Raw genomic sequence first — 18,535 nt, forward strand, 5'->3', positions numbered from 1 at the left:
TTTTGAAGTATTGACGGTTTGACGGAACTGACGCCTCTAAAGTTAGTAGGCAAGTTTTATTTTTCCGTACCGCCCCCTCCTAGTCTGCAAATATAGTTTGTGACCAGACAGAGGATTGATCTTTACAAAAGTTTGTTATATGATTGCACTTGGAAAGTGAAATTATATTAAGCGTAAAGATTACTCCTGTAGTCCAGCCACGATATTTGCACCCTCCTCCTCATCCTTCTCTCTCCGATGTCATCTCCATCCTCCGTAGCTGTAACGACAGCTACTGCGGAGGACGGGCGCCAAAGCTTTAGGCGTAGGCGGATCCTCCTGACATCGGGAAGAGGAACGAAAACAGGCTCTCGGAGAGAGCCTGTTTTCGTCAAGTTTAATCTTTAAATTTACGGCTTTTAACCACTGCCGTTTGTGGCTCTCTCCTTAATTAATGTTTTTAAAAGTCCGTTACCTTATCAGTATAGCATATTATTTAAACTTTGTCAATAGCAAAAAGGTTAAAAAATAAAAAGTGGCCATCATAAGCCATTTTTCATTCCTACCTTAACTAAAATTTACTTTGTACACTTAAAAACGATCGATTTTAAGTGTACAAAGTTTACTTTATGACAAGAAATGTTCGTGAAAGGACTCCACCTCGCATTTCCCTAGACGGCTTTGCCGCCGGTGGCTAGGCTCTTCGAGCCGCCATCCCGGCTAATGCCTAGGGAGATCCCGGCCTGAAAGGCCTAGGGACATCCACGGTCTTACGGCCATGGATTCCTGCGACGGCGGGTGAACTATCGTCCGATAAGAGCAATAACCATTCCTACTATTGCGGCCACAACCCCAACAATCCAAAATCTCATAGTCACTTTATAGGGCGGCCAGCCAATTGCCTCAAAATGATGATGAATGGGCGCGATTAAAAAGATTTTTTTGCCACGAAATCTTTTGGAGGCGAACTGAAGGACGTCCGAAGCAACCTCGGCCATTAAAATAAATCCAATAACTGGAAGCACAATTACAGAATCAGTTAGAAACGCAATGACCGTAAGCGCGGTAGTAAGCCCCAGCATTCCCGACTCCCCCATGTAAAAGCGCGCCGGAGGAATGTTGAACCAAAGAAAAGCAAGAAGCGCGCCCAAAATTACTCCGGAAAAAGCGGCTATATCAATTTGTCCCCTAAAAAATGCAATACCTCCATAAGCCGCAAAAATTGAGGCAAATACTCCTCCGGAAAGTCCGTCAATGCCATCCACAATACTTGATGAAAAAAGTAAAATCATTGTTCCGACAAAAAGAGGGATATACCAGCCGTTAATAAAAAGATCACCCAGTCCGGGAATATAAATAGTCTGCCAGCCGAGTTTATAATGAAACCATAAAGCTCCGGCCAGGGCGATAAAAAATACAGCCAAAAGCCGATGGCGGAATTTTACCCCTCCACCTTCCTGAGTATTTTGCCGCCACGGTTTAAGGACAGATAGGAGTTTACGAATGAAGGAGATTTTAGGTTTGGCATCTTCTGAAAAGGTGGGGGGTTTAATCCCACCAGCAACGTAATTTCCCTTTCGGAAAACCTGCAGAAGATCATCAGCCAGCCCCAGCAGAGAGGAGGCCAGAAGGATAAAAAGCGGAAGCCAGGTCTGGTTTCGGGAAAGAAAATTTACTTTGTCCCAAAAAGGATCGTCGGTAACTTGCGCTATAATCCAGAAGAGCAAGGCTACCAGAATAGTGGTCACCCAGATTAGTACTCCGCCCAGTCTCGGCACGCTCGTTTCGCGGTCTTTGTGCAGAGCGGCAAAAAGCGGAGTTTGGGAGCCGTCCGGCGATAACTCGCGCACATCCTTTCTCCAGAGCTTGTATTTATACATTAAGTTCGTAAGCAGGGGGGTAAGAAAGATAGCCAGCACAAAAGAAAGGGCTGAAAGTCCAAAAACTTTAACAACATTGGTTATAGTGTTAATTTCCACCACTTAAAAATTATCTCTTAACCAATTAATAATCGCGCGGCCGTCGGAAAATCTATCAGTAGAGCCGAGGATGACTATTACTGCGACTTTGTCTTTTACCCCGCCCTTATCCATAAGAGCGGGGTAAACCGGATATAGCAAAATAAGCGTGCCGCGGGCCTTATCCGTAAATCCTGTTTTTCCTCCTAAAATCTCCGGAAATTCTTCCAGAAGTTCATTGGTGGTTTTTATTTCATATTTATTGAAGGTATCGGAATATACCTCGGCTTCGGTATTTCGGGTCATCTCCCAAAGCGCCGGCTGATTTTGCCAAATATATTCGGCAAGCTTAGCAAGGTCAAGCGCGGTTGAATAGTGTTCTTCGGTATCAAGGCCGGTAGCATTGCGAAAAGAAGAATCCGACATTCCAATGCGGCGCGCTTCGGTATTTATGAGTTCAAGAAACCGCTCTCCTAATTTTTCCGCCATAGCTTCAGCAGCGTCATTGGCCGAACCCATAAGTGCGAAGCGGATGGCATCGTCCCGCAGTAAAGATTCCCCTACCCCAACCGTACTTATTTTTTCTTCCACGGTTTTTGCTTTTTCGGAAAAAATAATCCAGTCAGCCGGAAGGAGATTTTGGCGCGCAACAAGGGCCGTGAGCAGTTTGGTTAAACTTGCCGGCGCGAGTTTTTTCCACTCCCGGCGCCTGATCAATATTTTATCTTCCCCGATAAACTTTACGAGATAGGAATGAGCGCGTATTTCCGGCTCCGGTATATTTATGGATGCCATCTCTTTTATCGGCGGCTGCTGCTTTTCAGTAGATACTAAAACCAGTACACCCATAAAAAGTATGGCAAGCATCGTAATTAATCTTTTTGGTTCAGGGGCCAGCTTCATTTTCTTGTTTTGTTGGCGCCTCTTCCAGAACCTCTATTTTTTCTTTACGAAATTCCTCGTACTGCGGCAGGTCTCCTATTTTAGTCAGGCCCAAATGTTTTAGAAAATCAAAACTCACGCGATACAAAAAAGAACGCGCGTCTTTGGGGTTTTCTATTCGCTCCACCAGCCCCCGCATAAGAAGGTTACGAAGCGTAAAGGAAGAATTTACCCCGCGTACATATTCAATCTGCGCCCGGGTTAGCGGTCCTTTATAGGCGACGATGGAGACAGTTTCCAGCGCGGCCCGGGAAAGCTCTTCGGTAAATTCGCTTTTAACCAAATCTTCAACATATTTGGCATTGGCCGGATTTGAACCCAATTGATAAGTATTGTCTTTTTCAAGAAGCGTCAATCCCCTGCCCTCATAGTCTTTTTTAAGCCCGCTAAGCGCTTCCAACACCGCTTCTTTTTTATTTTTGGCAATCTTTATGAGTTTTTCCAGCGCCAAGGGTTCTCCGTATATAAAAAGAAGGGTCTCTATAATAGATTTTAAGTTGGTCATAATAAAACCCGTTTTATGATAATATCTTCAAAGGGTTTCTTTTGGTTGAGTTCCACAAAGCGCTGCCGCGCGAGCTCCAGAATCGCAAGAAAACTTACAATAATCTCCACCTTTTCTTTGGCGCCTTTGGTAAGCTCTGAGAAAGCGCGTTCCACAGTTTCTTGCAGGAAGGAGCGTATTTGTTTAATTTTTTCCTCAAGCGAAATTATCTTTTTTAATTTTTCTTCGGCCAGTTTTTCAATTTTGGGAAGCGAGGCAAGAAACGCGGAAAAAACATCCCGGATTAGAGCGGCTGTTGTCTTAGTGGGAGGGTAAAAAACAGGGGCCATACCAAAATACGCCTCACGCGTAAAAATAAAATGGCGTCCTGCCTCCAGATTCTTTATTTCCTTGGATAGCTCCCGCAGACGCTTATACTCTTCAAGTCTTTTTTCCAGTTCCTCTATAGATTGGGTTTCTTCTTCCGATAGCACAAGACCCGGCAGTAAGGAGCGTGATTTTATCAGCATAAGCTGTGCCGCAATTACCAAAAACTCCGCCAACTGCTCCGGATCTATTTTCCCAAGCGATTTTATGTACGTAATATATTCATCCGTAACTTTGGCCAGTGAAATTTCAGAGATGGAAAGTTTCTCTTTTTCAATAAGCTCGAGCAGAAGCTCGAGCGGACCTTCAAATTTTTCGTGTTTGATTCGGAAGGCCATTGTTTAGGGTTCTAGTCTGTTGACACCTCGGTATAAATATGTAACCTCCCGGACATTATTTATATTGAAAATTTTCATAAGCATGCGCGATGGACCGTGGCCAAAACCTCCGTGCGGCGGACAGCCATATTTGAAAAAATCAAGATAGTGTTTAATTGGTTCCAAATTTAACCCTTTTTCTTTGGCCTGGTTAACCAGCATATCATAATGATGTTCACGTTGAGCCCCCGTGGTAACTTCCAGGCCGTTCCACAAGAGGTCAAAGCTTTTGGTTAAATTTTTGTTGTCCGGATGCCTCATATGATAAAAAGGACGAACTGTGATTGGATAGTCGGTTACGAAGACAAACTCGTGGCCTTCTTTTTTTAAGATAAATTCGGATAAAGCTCGTTCTTCTTCGGGGCTTAAATCACCTTCCCGTTCGTTTGCGACACCGAGGCCCGCCAGAATCTTTTTTGCCTCCTGCATGGTTACTTTTGGAAAAGGAATAAGCGGAACTGTAAGTTTTCTTTCGTAGTGTCTAAAGATTTCTTCCCCAAAAGAAGTTTTGAGCTTTTCCAGAACATAACTAAGTATTTTTTCTTCCTCGGCCATTACATCGTAGTGGGAGTCAATAAAAGAAATTTCAATATCATAGCCGGTAAATTCGGTATCATGCCGTGAGGTAAATGACGGGTTGGCCCGAAATACCGGACCAACCTCAAAAACTTTTTCAAACCCGGCTGCCATAGCCATTTGTTTGTAAAATTGAGGCGACTGGGCAAGATAGGCTTTGCGGTCAAAATATTTTACTTCAAAAAGTTCTGCGCCGGACTCGCTCGGCGCGTTCATAAATTTTGGGGAGTGGATTTCAATGTAATCATGGCTTGTCCAATATTCTCGGAAGGCCTGCTCCATTGCCGTCCATACGTGAAAAATTAATGCTCTTTTTGGGTTTCGTAAATCTATCCATCGCCAATCCAGACGTTTTTGCAGTGCCGCCTCGTCGGTCCCTTCTTCTCCCAAAGGAATAGGCAGGTCCTCGGCAGCAGACAACACCTCCAGTTTTTCTGCGTGAAGTTCAATACTGCCAGTGGGAAGCTCCGGATTTTCCATTCCGGCGGGCCGTTTTTGTATTACACCCTCCACTTGTATCACCCATTCTGAACGTAATTTATCGGCTTCCTGCAGGATAGTTTTATTATCAGGACTAAAAACAACCTGTACTATTCCCCATCGGTCGCGCAGGTCAATAAAAATAAGCTTGCCGTGGTCGCGGCGAGCGTGCACCCAGCCCATAAGAGTTATTGATTCGCCTACCCTATTTGGTACGTCTTTGCTAAGAATCCGCATAGCATTTATCCTACTGCTTCCTAAGGGCGCGGGCAATAAGCAGATCCAGAAGTTTGGGGAAATTAATCCCCGCGGCTTTGGCCGCCTCGGGCAAGAGACTGGTTTGGGTCATGCCGGGGATAGTGTTTATTTCTAAAATGTAGAGTTTGTTGTCGCTTCCCAAGATAAAATCCGAACGGGACATGTCAGAACAACCAATGATTTTGTGCGCATAGAGAGCGGTGTTTTGGACCATGCTAATTGTTTTTTGGGAAAAACCGTGAGGCGGAACAACGTGTTCCGATCCGCCCTCGTCGTATTTTGATCTGTAGTCATAAAAATTTCCAACCCGGGGAATGATTTCTGTTGGTAGGAGCGCAAATGCCTCTCCATTTTTATTTTCCAAAACTCCGCAGGTCAGTTCTCTGCCTTTTATGAATTTTTGGAGAATGATGTGGTTTGAGTGTCTAAAAGCTTCTACAAGTGCGTTTTTAAAGTCTCGTTTGTGGCGCACGATGCTTACTCCAATGCTTGAACCGTGGTTTGACGGTTTGACCACCAGTGGGCATTGAAAAGGATTTATAATTTTTTCTTGCTGGTTAAACACTCTATAATCCGGGACATTAAAGCCGTTATCCCGGAAAAGACTCAAAGAGCGGGGTTTATCCATCCCGAGGGCGCTGGCAAGAATTCCCGAGCCAGTATATGGGATACCCATAGTTTCAAGCATTCCCTGAATTGTACCGTCTTCGCCGTATTTTCCGTGCATAGCAATAAAGGCTACGGGCGAATCGAAGACTCGGTTTGGGAGAGGATTTTCAGCAAGCGGGACTAGATTTTTAACCGCTAGTTTTCTCTGGGAATAAAGAAGCGGTGTCTGGTAGGACGGGGCGATAAGCCATTTGCTTTTTTTAGTGATAAGCACCGGCCGCACGAGGTATTTTTTTGGATCAAGCGCGTGGATGATGTTTTTACCCGTATTTAAAGACACTTCGTGCTCTGCCGAAGGCCCGCCCATCAGTACCAGAACCTTAATTTTTCTTCGTTTGGCCATTTTTATATAATAAGTTTTGGGTTGATTTTACGCAAATTTTGTGATACGATAGTATTTAGCCGCCCGTAGCTCAGCCTGGTAGAGCACCTGCCTTTTAAGCAGTGTGTCGGAGGTTCGAATCCTCCCGGGCGGATAAATTATTAATCTGCCACTTTAAGTGGCAGATTAATGCGGACAAACGGTAACCCCAATGGGCAAAAGATTAGTAGTCATAAGCTCGTCTTTGACCATAGTAAAGAGAATAAACCTCTGTAGATCATTCATCGTGATTTGGGGTCCCCACCTGCGGTTTGGATCGCTTGCTTCCTGCACAATTTTCCAAGCGCGTCGGCCAGCATCTTTTCTTCGTAGTCGCGCCGCATAAAGAATGTGCGGATCAACAGGACCTATTGCAGTCGTATGACCCGCATGCCATGGATGGTTCGGTTGAAGCAAACATGTGTTTACCGGCATTATGCCCCTTAACGTTGAGATTATGAACCTCATAAAATATAATATTTTATGAGCGCTTGATCAAGTGCTGAAAAAGATGAGCCCGATAAAATTTAGCAACAAAATAATTTTTGACAAATCTTAATGGATCCGTAGTCTAAATGAGGGCCGGTGGTTTAATGATAGAACATCACCCTTGTTCACCTTTCACCTTTTTACGGGCCGTTAGCATAGTGGCAGTGCACCCGGTTTGCATCCGGGAGGCGCGAGTTCAATTCTCGCACGGTCCATTACAAAAAAACTTCACGCCTTAGCGTGAAGTTTTGGGACTTATTAAATATGATCAGCCACCAAGTTTCCGTTGATCATAACGCCTGCAATGTATTTTTCCAAATGTTCCCATTCCTGTAACGAAAGTTCCAGGGGGTTTTTAAACCAAAATATCATATCGGCAAAATAATTCTCTTTTAGGGCGCCTAGTTGAGAACCTCTGCGAAGAAATCTGGCACCATTTGAAGTTGCTGCTCTAAAGATTGTAGCCGTCCCAAGCCCCAACGACCGCATTAAATAAAGTTCTCGCAGTGAACCATGGGGCGTATACTCGCTTCCGGCATCAGATGCAAAAAGAATATTTTCGGCAAGTTTCTGCGCCACCTTCCGGAAAGTTAAAACCGCAGCATTCCACTCATAAGAAGAGTCCTCGGCGCCATCACCGTTAACAAGTGCTCCTTCATACCGACAAAGTAGTCCTTCCAGAGTTGGCGCAAAAAAAATACCAGCTTGCTGCATATACCGAAAATTTTTCTCCATAACCCTGTAATCAATGTCTTTTATCTGGATTCCGTGATCAATACAATCTGCCCCGTTGACGAGCGCTGCGAGAATCGCCTCACAGCCCTTAGCATGCGCACTGATGAGAAATCCCCTCCCGTGCGCTTTAATTACCAGATATCTGAAAAGTTGCTTTCTGAATACAAGTCTATAATCAGGGTATCCCCACTCTGGAATTATTTTGATAACCGTCGCTCCCACACGTTGAGAATCTGCAATTAGCTCGTCAGCCTCCCGTTCAGTGGTTACTTTTCTGCAGGCATGTTGTGCAAAACTTCCGTACGTCCCGACAGTCCAGGCAGAGAAAAATGTCCGCGGCGCACTACCTACTCTTTCAAGGTCTTTTATTGCGCGGTAGACCCAAGGAGCATCTGGTCCTGCGATTGCCGGGCCCTTGTCACAGACAGTAGTTATTCCGACTTTCAAGGACCTTAGTGTATTTTCACGGATCACCTCTTCTTGCTCGCTTTTTGGTCCTGTCACAAATGTCATAATATCTTCAAGCGTTCTGCCGCCGGGCATGCCCCAGTGTACATGACAATTGATAAATCCGGGCGTTACAAAAAATTCAGGAGTTCCATCAATTTGTCCTGCATGGATGACTTCAACGATTCTGCCTTGTTCAATACGGAGTTTCTCCGGCCCGATATCTGTATATCGTTCGGACAGCTTTATTGTGTATACAGGGCGTGTCCAGTTATCCCTAGGCATCAAAAAATCACCCTGCATGAGTGATTCTCCTTTTTCGGTGCTGTCGGAATCTTAACGATAGTTTTATTTTGTGTCAAGCTATTCTTTTCTTTCAAGCCGCCGCAACAAAATTAACACCGCAATCGGCGCGACTAGCCACCATATATGCAGGTCGGGATTGGCAAATACGTTTTTAGTAAGCGGGGCAAGCAGTTTTATTTTTTCCGGCGGCAGAAACTGGAACGTAAGGTGAATCAAAAATCCCACTTGCAGAAAGCTTAATAAAAATATCTGCCACCAAGAGCTTGCGGGCGCCATTCCGCGTCCCCTGCGGGAACCGAGGGAAAAAGCAAGAATAAGAAATAGTAAAATGAATACTCCGGCTTTGAAGAAAAATTCTTGCTGCAAGCCACTTGCCTCTTTAATGCGCTCAAGAGGCAGGGCTGAAGTTATGGCCAGGGCCACATAGGTATATATAATAGTAGCCGCCATTCGTCCTTTGCCCGTAGAGATGCCATAGAAAAATCCAATAGCCAGAAGCGCAAAAAGCGTAACCAAATCCCAAGTGGGGTGAGAGAGTATTTGGGCGGCAGTATTTTTAATTGAGTCAATCTGTGGAGGCACAGATACATTATATCACTTATTCGAATCACAACACCACAATTGAATTTGTACACTTAAAAACGATCGCTTATAAGTGTACATAACACCAAAACCCGCCGAGTCTTACTCGGCGGGTTTTGGTTTTGCGGCATATACCGCTTCTAAAGACCTTTTGCAAAATAAGCTTTTGCAAAAGGTCTTAATTTTTAGTAGTCCTCGTGCGGCATTGCCGGTATCTTTTCCTCCTTTTTTGGAAGTTCTGCTATTGCTGCCTCGGTAGTCAAAAACATGGCGGCGACAGATACTGCATTTTCAAGAGCAAGGCGGGTTACTTTTACCGGATCAACAATACCTTCTTTAATCATATCTCCCACAATCCGGTCTCGCATGGCGTCGTAGCCCGCATTGGATTTGGGATCAGCCGCGATTTTCTCTTTGATTTTTAATGTTATTTCCCCTACTCTTTTGCCGGCGTTGGCCGCAATCTGCACCAGCGGTTCTTCCAGCGCATTGGTTAAAATAGAGTAGGCGGCATGTTCTTCCACAGCGTCTTTTTCTCCTTCCAGACGCCTGGTTTTTTCTTTGAGAAGCAAAGAAACTTTAAAAAGCGCTGTTCCCCCTCCGGCCACAATTCCTTCGGCCAAAGCCGCTTTGGTTGCGGCCACCGCATCCTCAATTTTCAGCTTAATATATTTCATCTCGGTTTCCGTGGCTGCGCCGACTTTTATCACCGCTACCCCGCCGGAAAGTTTGGCCAATCGCTCCTGCAGTTTTTCGCGATCGTATTCGGAAGTAGTTTTTTCAATTTGGGCGCGGATTTGTTTGATTCTTTTTTCAATATCTTCTTTTTTGCCCTTTCCGCCCACGATAGTAGTGTTGTCTTTATCCGCTACTACGCGCCGCGCGCGGCCGAGCATTGCCAAATCCGCGTTTTCCAGTTTAAGTCCGACTTCTTCGGATATCACCTTGCCGCCGGTGACGGTCGCAACATCTTCCAGCATTTCTTTTCTGCGGTCGCCAAACCCAGGAGCCTTAACAGCCAAAGCGTTAAATCCGCCGCGCAGGCGATTAACAACCAAAGTAGCGAGCGCATCACCTTCTACGTCTTCGGCAACTATAACCAATTCTTTTTTGCCGGTTTTAACTATTTTTTCCAGAAGCGGCACAATGTCCTGAATGGACGATATTTTTTTATCGGTAATCAAAATATAAGGGTCTTCAATTACCGCCTCCATCCGCTCGGCGTTCGTAACCATGTAAGGAGAAACATAGCCGCGGTCAAACTGCATGCCTTCCACAATTTCTTTTTCAATTCCTGTACCCTGCGATTCCTCTACCGTGACCGCGCCGTCCTTGCCCACTTTTTGAATCGCTTCGGCAATGATTTTACCCAGTTCCTCCGATTCCGCGGAAATAATTGCAACTTGCGTGATTTCTTCTTCGGTTTTGACGGCCTTGGCCATTTCCTTCAGTTCTTTAACAACCCGCGCAAGCGCGGTATCCAATCCTTGGCGCAGTTCTATAACATTAACTCCTGCGGTTGCGTATTTTAGGCCTTCGTTAATAATTGCTTGCGCCAGAACCACCGAAGTAGTAGTGCCATCACCCACGGCATCATTGGTTTTGGAGGCGGCTTCTTTGGCAAGTTCCGCTCCCATATTTTCAAATTTGTCCTCCAGCTCAATGTCTTTGGCAATGGTAACGCCGTCATTGGTAACTTGCGGGCCGCCAAAACTTTTCCCCAAGACAACATTCCGGCCCTTAGGGCCTAAAGTTATTTTTACCGCAGCCGCCAGCTGGTCAATTCCACGCTTCATCGCTTGGCGCGCTTTTTCTTCAAATAAAATTTGTTTTGCCATGATTGTCTAAATTTTGGAGCATGCTTTATTCCAAAATCGCTAAAATATCTTCTTCTCTTGCAATTAAATATTCTTTTCCCGCGACCTTTATTTCGTTTGGACCGTATTTGGTAAAGAGAACAACATTTCCCTTTTTAACACTCATGGGGATTCTTTTCCCTTCGTCAGAAAACTTACCCGGTCCTACGGCAATTATTTCCCCCTGCTCCGGCCGTTCTTTGTCAACGGTTTCAGGCAGGTAAATACCGGATTTGGTTTTGCCGCCCTTATCTTCTTTAAGGATTTCAATAACTACCCGGTCTCCTAAGGGATTTATTTTCATATTCTTTCCTGATTGAAGTTCGACTTCAATCAATAATAGATTTTAGCTTAAAATGACCTTTTTAGCAGTCTCCGACTACGACTGCTAACTATTATAGAAAACGCTTTTTACTTGTCAAGTGGTTTCAAAATAGCCCCTACCCCATACTACGGTCCATCTTGCGCTAATGAACTATTTTTGGTATCTCGTAGTATAAGAACCTTGAAAGGAGAATTCAGAATGGTTAAGCCCCAGCCGAGTATAAAAACAGACTGGGTTGGTATTATTGGACATGCTGTTTGGATTTTCTTTTGGGGGGGTTTTTATTTGATTTGGGGTTACTGGAAATGGCACACTGCAGAATTTGGAAGTCCGGAATGGATGTTTGACAATATTGCGCATGCTCTCTTTGCGTTTGCGGGCTCAATCAATCTAATTTATGAAATCAACTATTTTCGTCCGGCCGCATTATCAACCTCTCCCATCAGACGCGCCTTTATTATTTGGGCTGTGGTGCCATTAGTCATAATTATTTTGGCTGTGTTGTGGGAGCTGGGCGAGGCCTATCACGACGCTCGCCGCTTGACCTTGGCGCAACTGCAGAAAGGAGATCCTGACACCACGATTGATATTTTGATTGCGGTATTTTTTTCTTTTTTGGGTGTGTGGGCATATTCGTTATTTCGTTCCTATCGCGTACGCAAAAATCCCAATGTGGCCCTTGAGACCAAAATAGCGGAATATAGTATAAGACGCGGGTCCTGGAAAGAGGAAAAACGAACACTGCGCGCCTTAAGGAGAGAAATCATCATACTCCAGCGTGAACAGACCAAAGAATTGCCACAGGTTGCCATATCCCGTAGACGCATGCCGGTTGGGCTTAGTGCATTTCGTATCGCGCTTGCTGTGCCTTTTATTTTTGTTGTATCTGATCATCCGTATATTGCCTTGATCATTTCGGTTTTGGCTGGTTTAAGTGACTGGCTTGACGGCATTCTGGCAAGAAGCTGGAATACCGCAAGCCGTCTTGGGGCAGTTCTGGATCCTCTTGCAGACAAAGTATTTTACTTCACGGCTCTTGTCGGTTTACGCCAATTTATTCCTCATTATCTTTTTTACTTCCTCATGGCCGGAAACAGCGTTGAAATTTTCTTGGCGGCAATACGTTTTATGCCCGGATACTCTCCAGAGGCGAATCAATTTGGTAAAATAAAAGTCAGATTTCACTACACAGCGATATCTACACTGCTTTTCGGTATTTTTCTTGAAAGCCATATAGTCCAAACTCTCGGCATAATGCTAGCCCTAATCGCAATTCCTTTTTCTTGGAAAAGTTTGTACGAACATTATCGTAATCGTAGGGGTGACTAAACACCGTGCTTTTCCGCACGGTATTTTATTTATCCCCCCACCTTCCCAGAATACCCTGCAGTTTAGGAAGTCAGACTTCCCTTGCTGCGGGGATGAATAGGTGTCGTAGAAATCCTCCCCGCGGGGTCCAATACCCCGCTGGGAAGGTGGGGGGATTTATTAGCGTTCCTAAGCCATCTACCGGTATATGATTTTTTAATTTGGGCGATATCCTGTGGTCTTCCCTCGGCAATTACTTCACCGCCCTTATCACCCCCTTCTGGCCCAAGGTCAATAATCCAGTCCGCATTTCGTAAGACGTCAAGGTTATGTTCAATTACCAGAACCGTATTGCCTTTCTCCACCAAAGTATGAAGTACCTTAAGAAGTTTGCGGATATCGTCAAAATGAAGCCCGGTGGTTGGTTCGTCCAAAATATAAAGAGTTTTTCCGGTGTCGCGGCGCGAAAGTTCAGTGGCAAGTTTAACCCTTTGCGCTTCTCCTCCGGAAAGCGTAGGCGCCGGCTGTCCGACTTTCATGTAGCCCAGTCCCACTTCAGCCAATGTTGATAGCTTTGAGTTTATTGCCGGAATCGGCGCAAAAAACTTAAGTGCTTCCTCAACAGACATATTCAGAACTTCGGAAATATTTTTTCCATTGTATTCAATTTCCAGCGCCTCGCGGTTGTAACGAAGGCCACGGCATTCTTCACATTCCACAAAAACATCCGGCAGAAAGTACATTTCTATTTTTTTTACTCCCTGACCTTCGCATTGCTCGCACCTGCCGCCCCTTACGTTAAAACTAAACCGTCCGGGTCCGTAGCCTCTGGCGCGAGCATCAGGAGTTCGCGCAAAAACTGTACGGATAAATCCAAACGCACCCGTATAAGTCGCGGGGTTAGAACGAGGCGTGCGTCCAATAGGCGATTGATCCACCACCACGACTTTATTTATATGTTCAGTACCAATAATTTCTTTATGTTTTCCAGGAAAAAGATGTGCTCTATAGAACTTGGCTAGCAGTGCTTTGGCTAAAACATCATTGACGAGCGTTGATTTTCCGGAGCCCGAAACCCCGGACACGCAGACAAACTTTCCTAATGGAATTTTAACGTCAATGTTTTTTAAATTATGTTCCGACGCCCCAATTACCGTAATACTCTTGTCAGACATCGAATGTTTGACACTGGGGTTAGGTACGCTAACTTTTCGTTTACCGCTAAGGTACTCGCCAGTCAGGGTTTTTGCCCGCAGCAGCTTCTGCGGCGTTCCTTCAAATATAATTTCTCCTCCGTGTTTTCCCGCCCCGGGTCCGAGGTCAATAATCCAGTCGGCTTGCCGCATGGTCTCGGCATCGTGTTCCACCACGATTACCGTATTGCCAAGATCGCGCAGCTCTTTTAGGGTCGCAATTAGACGAGCATGATCGCGCGGGTGAAGACCAATAGATGGCTCGTCAAGAATATAAATAATACCGGTGAGGCGCGAACCAATTTGGGTGGCAAGTTGTATTCGTTGCGCCTCGCCTCCGGCAAGAGTGGTTGATTCGCGCGACAAAGTTAAATACTCCAAGCCGACATCCTTTAGAAACTGAAGCCGCTTAATGATTTCTTTAATGAGGGGGGTCGCAATTTTAAATTCGGTTGTTGTGAGTGAAGCTGGTAATTTTTGAAAATATTTTTGCGTTTCTTCCACGGTTTTATCCGTAACTGACGCTATATTTCTTCCCCCCACCATTACGGCCAACGCCTCTTTTCTTAAACGTTTTCCGCTGCACTCCGGACAGATTTTAATAATCATATATTTTTCAATCTCGGCTCTTGTGAAATCAGAATCTGTTTCTTTCCACCTTCGTTTAAGATTTGGGATCACTCCTTCAAATGGTGTGTGTTCAGAAGTTTTTTCTCCGGTCTCGCCGTATAAAATAACGTTAATTATTTTTTGCGGCAATTTTTCAACAGGTATATTCAAAGAAAATTTATGGCGCTGGGCAAGATCTTCCAGTATCCACCAATACCAGCTTTGTCGTCCCAACCTATGCGAAGCTGAAGCCCAAGGTCGGATAGCTCCTTCGGCAATAGTTAGACGCCTGTTGGGCAATACAGATTCTGGATCCACTTCCAATGTTGAACCAAGTCCGGTACAGACAGGGCATGCGCCGTACGGGCTGTTAAAAGAAAAAGTACGCGGCTCTACATCCGGCATATTTACGTTGCAGTTTGCGCAAGCGAATTTTTCAGAAAATAAATAGTCCTCTTTTCCGCTTGCCATCAGTACAGTCCCTTTCCCAATCTTTAATGCGGTTTCAACAGAATCTCTTACTCGTGCTCGTTCAATATCGTTCGTAAGTGAGAAGCGATCAACCACAACTTCAATATTATGTTTTTTTTGTTTATCCAGTGATTTAACCAAAGCTTCGTCCAGCAGCATAACCTCATCATTTATTCTTGTTCGTAGAAACCCGCCTCGTTTTATTTCCTCAAGAATGCTTTTATGCTCACCCTTTTTGCCCCGTACCAAAGGAGCCAAAATCATGACTTCTTTACTTTTGGGAAGGCGGAAAATATTTTCTACAATTTGATCAACTGTCTGTTTGCCGATTGGTTTACCGCATTCGGGACAATGCGGTTTTCCTATTCTGGCAAAAAGAATGCGGAGATAATCGTAGATTTCGGTAATCGTGCCTACTGTTGATCGCGGATTTTTGGAAATTGATTTTTGGTCAATGGAAATTGCCGGGGAGAGCCCCTCAATTGATTCTATGTCGGGCTTGTCCTTTATACCCAAAAACTGACGAGCATAAGCAGAGAGAGACTCTACAAAACGCCGCTCGGCCTCGGCATAAATAGTATCAAAAGCCAGCGATGATTTACCTGAACCGGATAATCCTGTAATAACCACGAGCTTATTTTTAGGGATGTCCAAATCAATGTCCTTTAGATTATGGACGTTGGCACCCCTGATTTTTATAGCTTCGGATTCCCTTGAATTCTTCATGGTAAATATATATTATATAACGGATGTCAAGTATCTACAATATGACAAAGCAGGCCCCTTCTTCAGCGGGGGTTTATATGTTTAAAAGTGGCTCGGACAGGCCACTTTATATCGGAAAAGCAGTTAATCTCAAAAAGCGGTTGGCCTCCTATTTTAGAAAAAATATAGGCGGAAAAGCCCGATACTTACGCGGAGGAACTATCGGTATTGAGTGGATTGAGACACCTAATGAATTTGCTGCCCTAATTAAAGAGGCCGAACTCATAAAAAAGTACCGCCCTAAATACAATATCCTCCTGCGTGACGATAAAAATTATTTTTACGTTGGTGCCACCAAAGAAAAATTTCCGCGCCTTTTTACCACTCACCAGCCGGCGCAGAATACGCATTTCATAGGCCCCTTCACTAGCGGCGTGGCGTTAAAGACTGCCTTAAAGTTTTTACGCAGAATCTTTCCATACTGCACGTGTAAAAAACCGCACAAACGAAGATGTCTCACAAGTCAAATTGGCCGATGTTTGGGCTACTGTTGTGTTAAAGCTCAAACTCCGGCGGAACGAAAAATTAAAGAATATGGTGGAAATATAAAAAATATAATGGCGATACTGCAAGGCAAGAAAAAACATGTTATTTTATTGCTGAAAAAAGAAATGCGCGCGGCTGTTAAAAAACAGGAGTTTGAGCGCGCCGCAACATTACGTGATCAAGTCAGCGGATTGGAAAATATTTTTGGCCATGCGCAGTTGCTTGAAGTACGACTTCCTGTCGGAAGTCGGACTTCAGTTGGATCCTGGAGGAAAATAGAAAAGAACCTGCGAACTATTCTAGCAACCAAAAAGAAAATTTCGCGTATCGAAGGATACGATATATCCAATATTTTTGGCAGTGCGGCCACAGGTTCCATGGTGGTATTTAGTAACGGTATGCCGGTAAAATCAAAATATAGAAAATTTAAAATAAAAACCATCCATCAAAGCAACGACATAGCTATGTTGCAGGAGGTACTTCGGCGGAGATTTCAGCACAAAGAATGGAGTTTTCCGGACCTTATACTAATTGATGGCGGTAAACCCCAGTTAAACGCCGCTCTGGCGATTTTAAGGAAGTCCTACTTCTCCAGGGAAGTCCGGCTTTCAAAAGTTGTTTCTCTTGCTAAACGCGAAGAAGATCTTTTTATTCCGGGAAGAAAGCATCCTATCCGGTTACGGATATTACCCCAAGAAACCTCATATTTCTTCCAACGGATACGAGATGAAGCGCACCGGTTTGCCAAGCAATATCACCAAAAACGACGCGAACTGCTATTCCGTCAATGATAATAGCTTAAAGAAGCCCTAAAAAAAGCCGTCAAATTTGACGGTTTTTTTCTTATTTTTCTCAGGAAAAAAGATATATAGATTTATCAATGTTTTTGTATTTTTATATGACCACTTTTTATCAAAAAATTAAGCAACAAGTTTATAAAATTGGCAATATAATATTATTTATACACAGAAAACCACCCCATAACGATTATAATGTAAGAAGAGATGAAACTACAATCGGATACACCAAAAACTAACCTATCCTCTATCGAATATATTTCTTTGTATGAAGCTGGAAAAATAACCGGTATTAACCCGGACTATTTTCGGCTTTGTATTCGTAAGGGTTATCTTAAGGGAGTGAAGGTTGGTAGAAATTGGGTTACTACCTCGTTGTGGCTTGAGAACTATCTAAATACTTATCGCCGCAAGGAACAAAAAGTAGAAATTATCAAACCATTGCCAATACCGTCAGTAGTGTCTGTAAGGCGCCTTGAGAGTTTACGTCTGCAACTTTCTAATCTGCGATTAAATCTTAGTACTGCCAAAAATGCAGTTACAAATATTCTCTCTGCTGTTCCGGGTATATTCGTTGTAGTACCTCTTTTAGGAATACTAACAGCAATAGCGGCTTTGGGAGCAGGGTCTACAGATTTAACAATTGATCGTGATCCTCTTCCGACAACGGCCATATTTAATCCCGTTCTCATACAGCAACCTTTTCTGTTTTTGTCTCCCCAAAAAACCTCTTTAAAGATCATTGGTGATAATCCTGAAATTATATCTTGGGGACCGGAAATCGTGGTGGTACCCCTATCGCAACCAAATCGTCCGCAAAAAGTTATTGCGTTTTCCTTCTCTGGGCCCCTGCTAAAATTAAAAAATATTTTTTCTCTACTGCGCTTACCACATTACACCGCGGGACTAAATCACTATCTTCCAACAACAAGCGACATTGTTAACTCTCGCGTCTCTTTACAGCCGCCAACTCTAACCTATGAAAATCTGTCCATACCTGACATAACCGAGAAATTGGCCGGGAAAAATCTTGTCTCCGTTATATCCCATCCCATAAAAATAGTTAAGGCTGCTGCTGGTTTACATACATCCCAAAGATCGTTCAAAAAGGGTGCATTAATTGTCAGTAACCTTTTGGCGGGTGTTTATGGTGGGTTTACTGAACTTATAATAGGTCCGCGTAACTATGATCAAGTTTATATAGACAGGGCGTTCCCCGCATTTATTTCGGAGGTCCATACCCGCGATACTGTGCAAAACAAAAACAATAAACGTTCTTTGCGCTCGGTTGAGGGAGTTGCCGCTTTATCAATTAATACTCCGTCTTCTTTAATACCACCGGAGGCTACAAAACTCGCCCAAAAAGAGTTCAATCGTCTTACAAGCTCCGTACGTTTGCCAAAACAGCAAGAAAGCATATCTCCAACCCTCGCCTTAGCCGTAACCAGGGCCGAGCTCCTCGTTGATATGGAAAAAATGAGTCAGGCCTTACGTACGGAAGTTTCCGGTAAATTAGCAGACCTTCGTTCTCGTTTGGATTCTCTTTCTTCTAAGTCCGAAGCCCAAACCCGTATCATCACTCTCTCCCAACGCATAGATCAACTGGATAAGGTAAATATGTCTAACATCACCTTCTCCGGCTCCAATACCTTTAATCTGGGAGATGGAGATATCCCGGACACCATAACGGCTTCT

Annotated in this window: 15 protein-coding genes and 2 tRNA genes; 5 read left to right on the plus strand and 12 right to left on the minus strand. The window is 44.2% G+C overall.

What is annotated here, in order from left to right; all coding sequences use genetic code 11:
• Positions 1-782: 782 nt before the first annotated feature.
• Genes HYW89_04870 through HYW89_04895 form a run of 6 tightly spaced genes read right to left on the minus strand, consistent with a single transcriptional unit; the run spans position 783 to position 6,453 of the window.
• A complete protein-coding gene (locus HYW89_04870; GenBank protein ID QQG45299.1) occupies positions 783-1,958 on the minus strand; it encodes a hypothetical protein in 1,176 nt (391 codons plus the stop codon).
• 3 nt (positions 1,959-1,961) lie between these two features.
• Positions 1,962-2,840, minus strand: coding sequence for a D-alanyl-D-alanine carboxypeptidase (locus HYW89_04875; protein QQG45300.1), 879 nt, complete (start codon positions 2,838-2,840; stop codon positions 1,962-1,964).
• A complete protein-coding gene (scpB, locus tag HYW89_04880; protein ID QQG45301.1) occupies positions 2,824-3,384 on the minus strand; it encodes an SMC-Scp complex subunit ScpB in 561 nt (186 codons plus the stop codon). The genes HYW89_04875 and scpB overlap by 17 nt, the downstream gene beginning before the upstream one ends.
• Entirely contained in the window at positions 3,381-4,088 is a 708-nt protein-coding gene (locus tag HYW89_04885; protein ID QQG45302.1) for a segregation/condensation protein A, read from the minus strand. Before HYW89_04885 ends, scpB begins: the two co-directional genes overlap by 4 nt.
• Positions 4,089-4,091: 3 nt before the next feature.
• Positions 4,092-5,420, minus strand: a complete 1,329-nt coding sequence (gene aspS, locus HYW89_04890) for an aspartate--tRNA(Asn) ligase (GenBank protein QQG45303.1) — start codon at positions 5,418-5,420, stop codon at positions 4,092-4,094.
• A gap of 10 nt (positions 5,421-5,430) precedes the next feature.
• Positions 5,431-6,453: a D-alanine--D-alanine ligase gene (locus HYW89_04895; protein QQG45304.1), complete on the minus strand. Its 1,023-nt coding sequence runs from the start codon at positions 6,451-6,453 to the stop codon at positions 5,431-5,433.
• A gap of 59 nt (positions 6,454-6,512) precedes the next feature.
• On the opposite strand from HYW89_04895, the gene HYW89_04900 reads away from it, so the two are divergent.
• Positions 6,513-6,586, plus strand: a tRNA-Lys gene (locus tag HYW89_04900).
• 32 nt (positions 6,587-6,618) lie between these two features.
• Here HYW89_04900 and HYW89_04905 read toward each other — a convergent pair.
• The gene (locus HYW89_04905) at positions 6,619-6,939 is read right to left on the minus strand and encodes a hypothetical protein (protein ID QQG45305.1); all 321 of its coding nucleotides are present in this window, start codon (positions 6,937-6,939) and stop codon (positions 6,619-6,621) included.
• 165 nt (positions 6,940-7,104) lie between these two features.
• Here HYW89_04905 and HYW89_04910 point away from each other — a divergent pair.
• Positions 7,105-7,175: transfer RNA gene (locus tag HYW89_04910), tRNA-Ala, on the plus strand.
• Between the two features lie 43 nt (positions 7,176-7,218).
• Here the strand turns inward: HYW89_04910 and HYW89_04915 are convergent.
• The 4 genes from HYW89_04915 to HYW89_04930 all read right to left on the minus strand — a co-directional run bounded on the left by HYW89_04915 (position 7,219) and on the right by HYW89_04930 (position 11,190).
• Positions 7,219-8,427, minus strand: coding sequence for an amidohydrolase family protein (locus tag HYW89_04915; protein QQG45306.1), 1,209 nt, complete (start codon positions 8,425-8,427; stop codon positions 7,219-7,221).
• Between the two features lie 78 nt (positions 8,428-8,505).
• Positions 8,506-9,030 carry a hypothetical protein gene (locus HYW89_04920; protein QQG45307.1) on the minus strand — a complete coding sequence of 175 codons (525 nt, stop codon included), beginning with the start codon at positions 9,028-9,030 and terminating at the stop codon, positions 8,506-8,508.
• A 185-nt stretch (positions 9,031-9,215) separates the two neighbouring features.
• Positions 9,216-10,868 carry a chaperonin GroEL gene (gene groL / locus HYW89_04925; protein QQG45308.1) on the minus strand — a complete coding sequence of 551 codons (1,653 nt, stop codon included), beginning with the start codon at positions 10,866-10,868 and terminating at the stop codon, positions 9,216-9,218.
• 25 nt (positions 10,869-10,893) lie between these two features.
• Positions 10,894-11,190 (minus strand): co-chaperone GroES, encoded by a 297-nt coding sequence (locus HYW89_04930; GenBank protein ID QQG45778.1) that lies wholly within the window; start codon positions 11,188-11,190, stop codon positions 10,894-10,896.
• A 219-nt stretch (positions 11,191-11,409) separates the two neighbouring features.
• On the opposite strand from HYW89_04930, the gene HYW89_04935 reads away from it, so the two are divergent.
• Positions 11,410-12,540 (plus strand): CDP-alcohol phosphatidyltransferase family protein, encoded by a 1,131-nt coding sequence (locus HYW89_04935; GenBank protein QQG45309.1) that lies wholly within the window; start codon positions 11,410-11,412, stop codon positions 12,538-12,540.
• 62 nt (positions 12,541-12,602) lie between these two features.
• On the opposite strand, the gene uvrA is transcribed toward HYW89_04935, so the two are convergent.
• Positions 12,603-15,518 carry an excinuclease ABC subunit UvrA gene (uvrA, locus tag HYW89_04940; protein ID QQG45310.1) on the minus strand — a complete coding sequence of 972 codons (2,916 nt, stop codon included), beginning with the start codon at positions 15,516-15,518 and terminating at the stop codon, positions 12,603-12,605.
• A gap of 41 nt (positions 15,519-15,559) precedes the next feature.
• On the opposite strand from uvrA, the gene HYW89_04945 reads away from it, so the two are divergent.
• Both HYW89_04945 and HYW89_04950 read left to right on the plus strand, forming a co-directional pair.
• A complete protein-coding gene (locus HYW89_04945) occupies positions 15,560-16,834 on the plus strand; it encodes a GIY-YIG nuclease family protein (protein QQG45311.1) in 1,275 nt (424 codons plus the stop codon).
• Positions 16,835-17,047: 213 nt separating this feature from the next.
• A partial coding sequence (locus HYW89_04950) for a hypothetical protein (GenBank protein QQG45312.1) occupies positions 17,048-18,535 on the plus strand: 1,488 nt, incomplete at its 3' end.

The organism is Candidatus Sungiibacteriota bacterium (genome assembly GCA_016432465.1).
Classification (GTDB): Bacteria; Patescibacteriota; Minisyncoccia; order Sungbacterales; family HO2-52-23.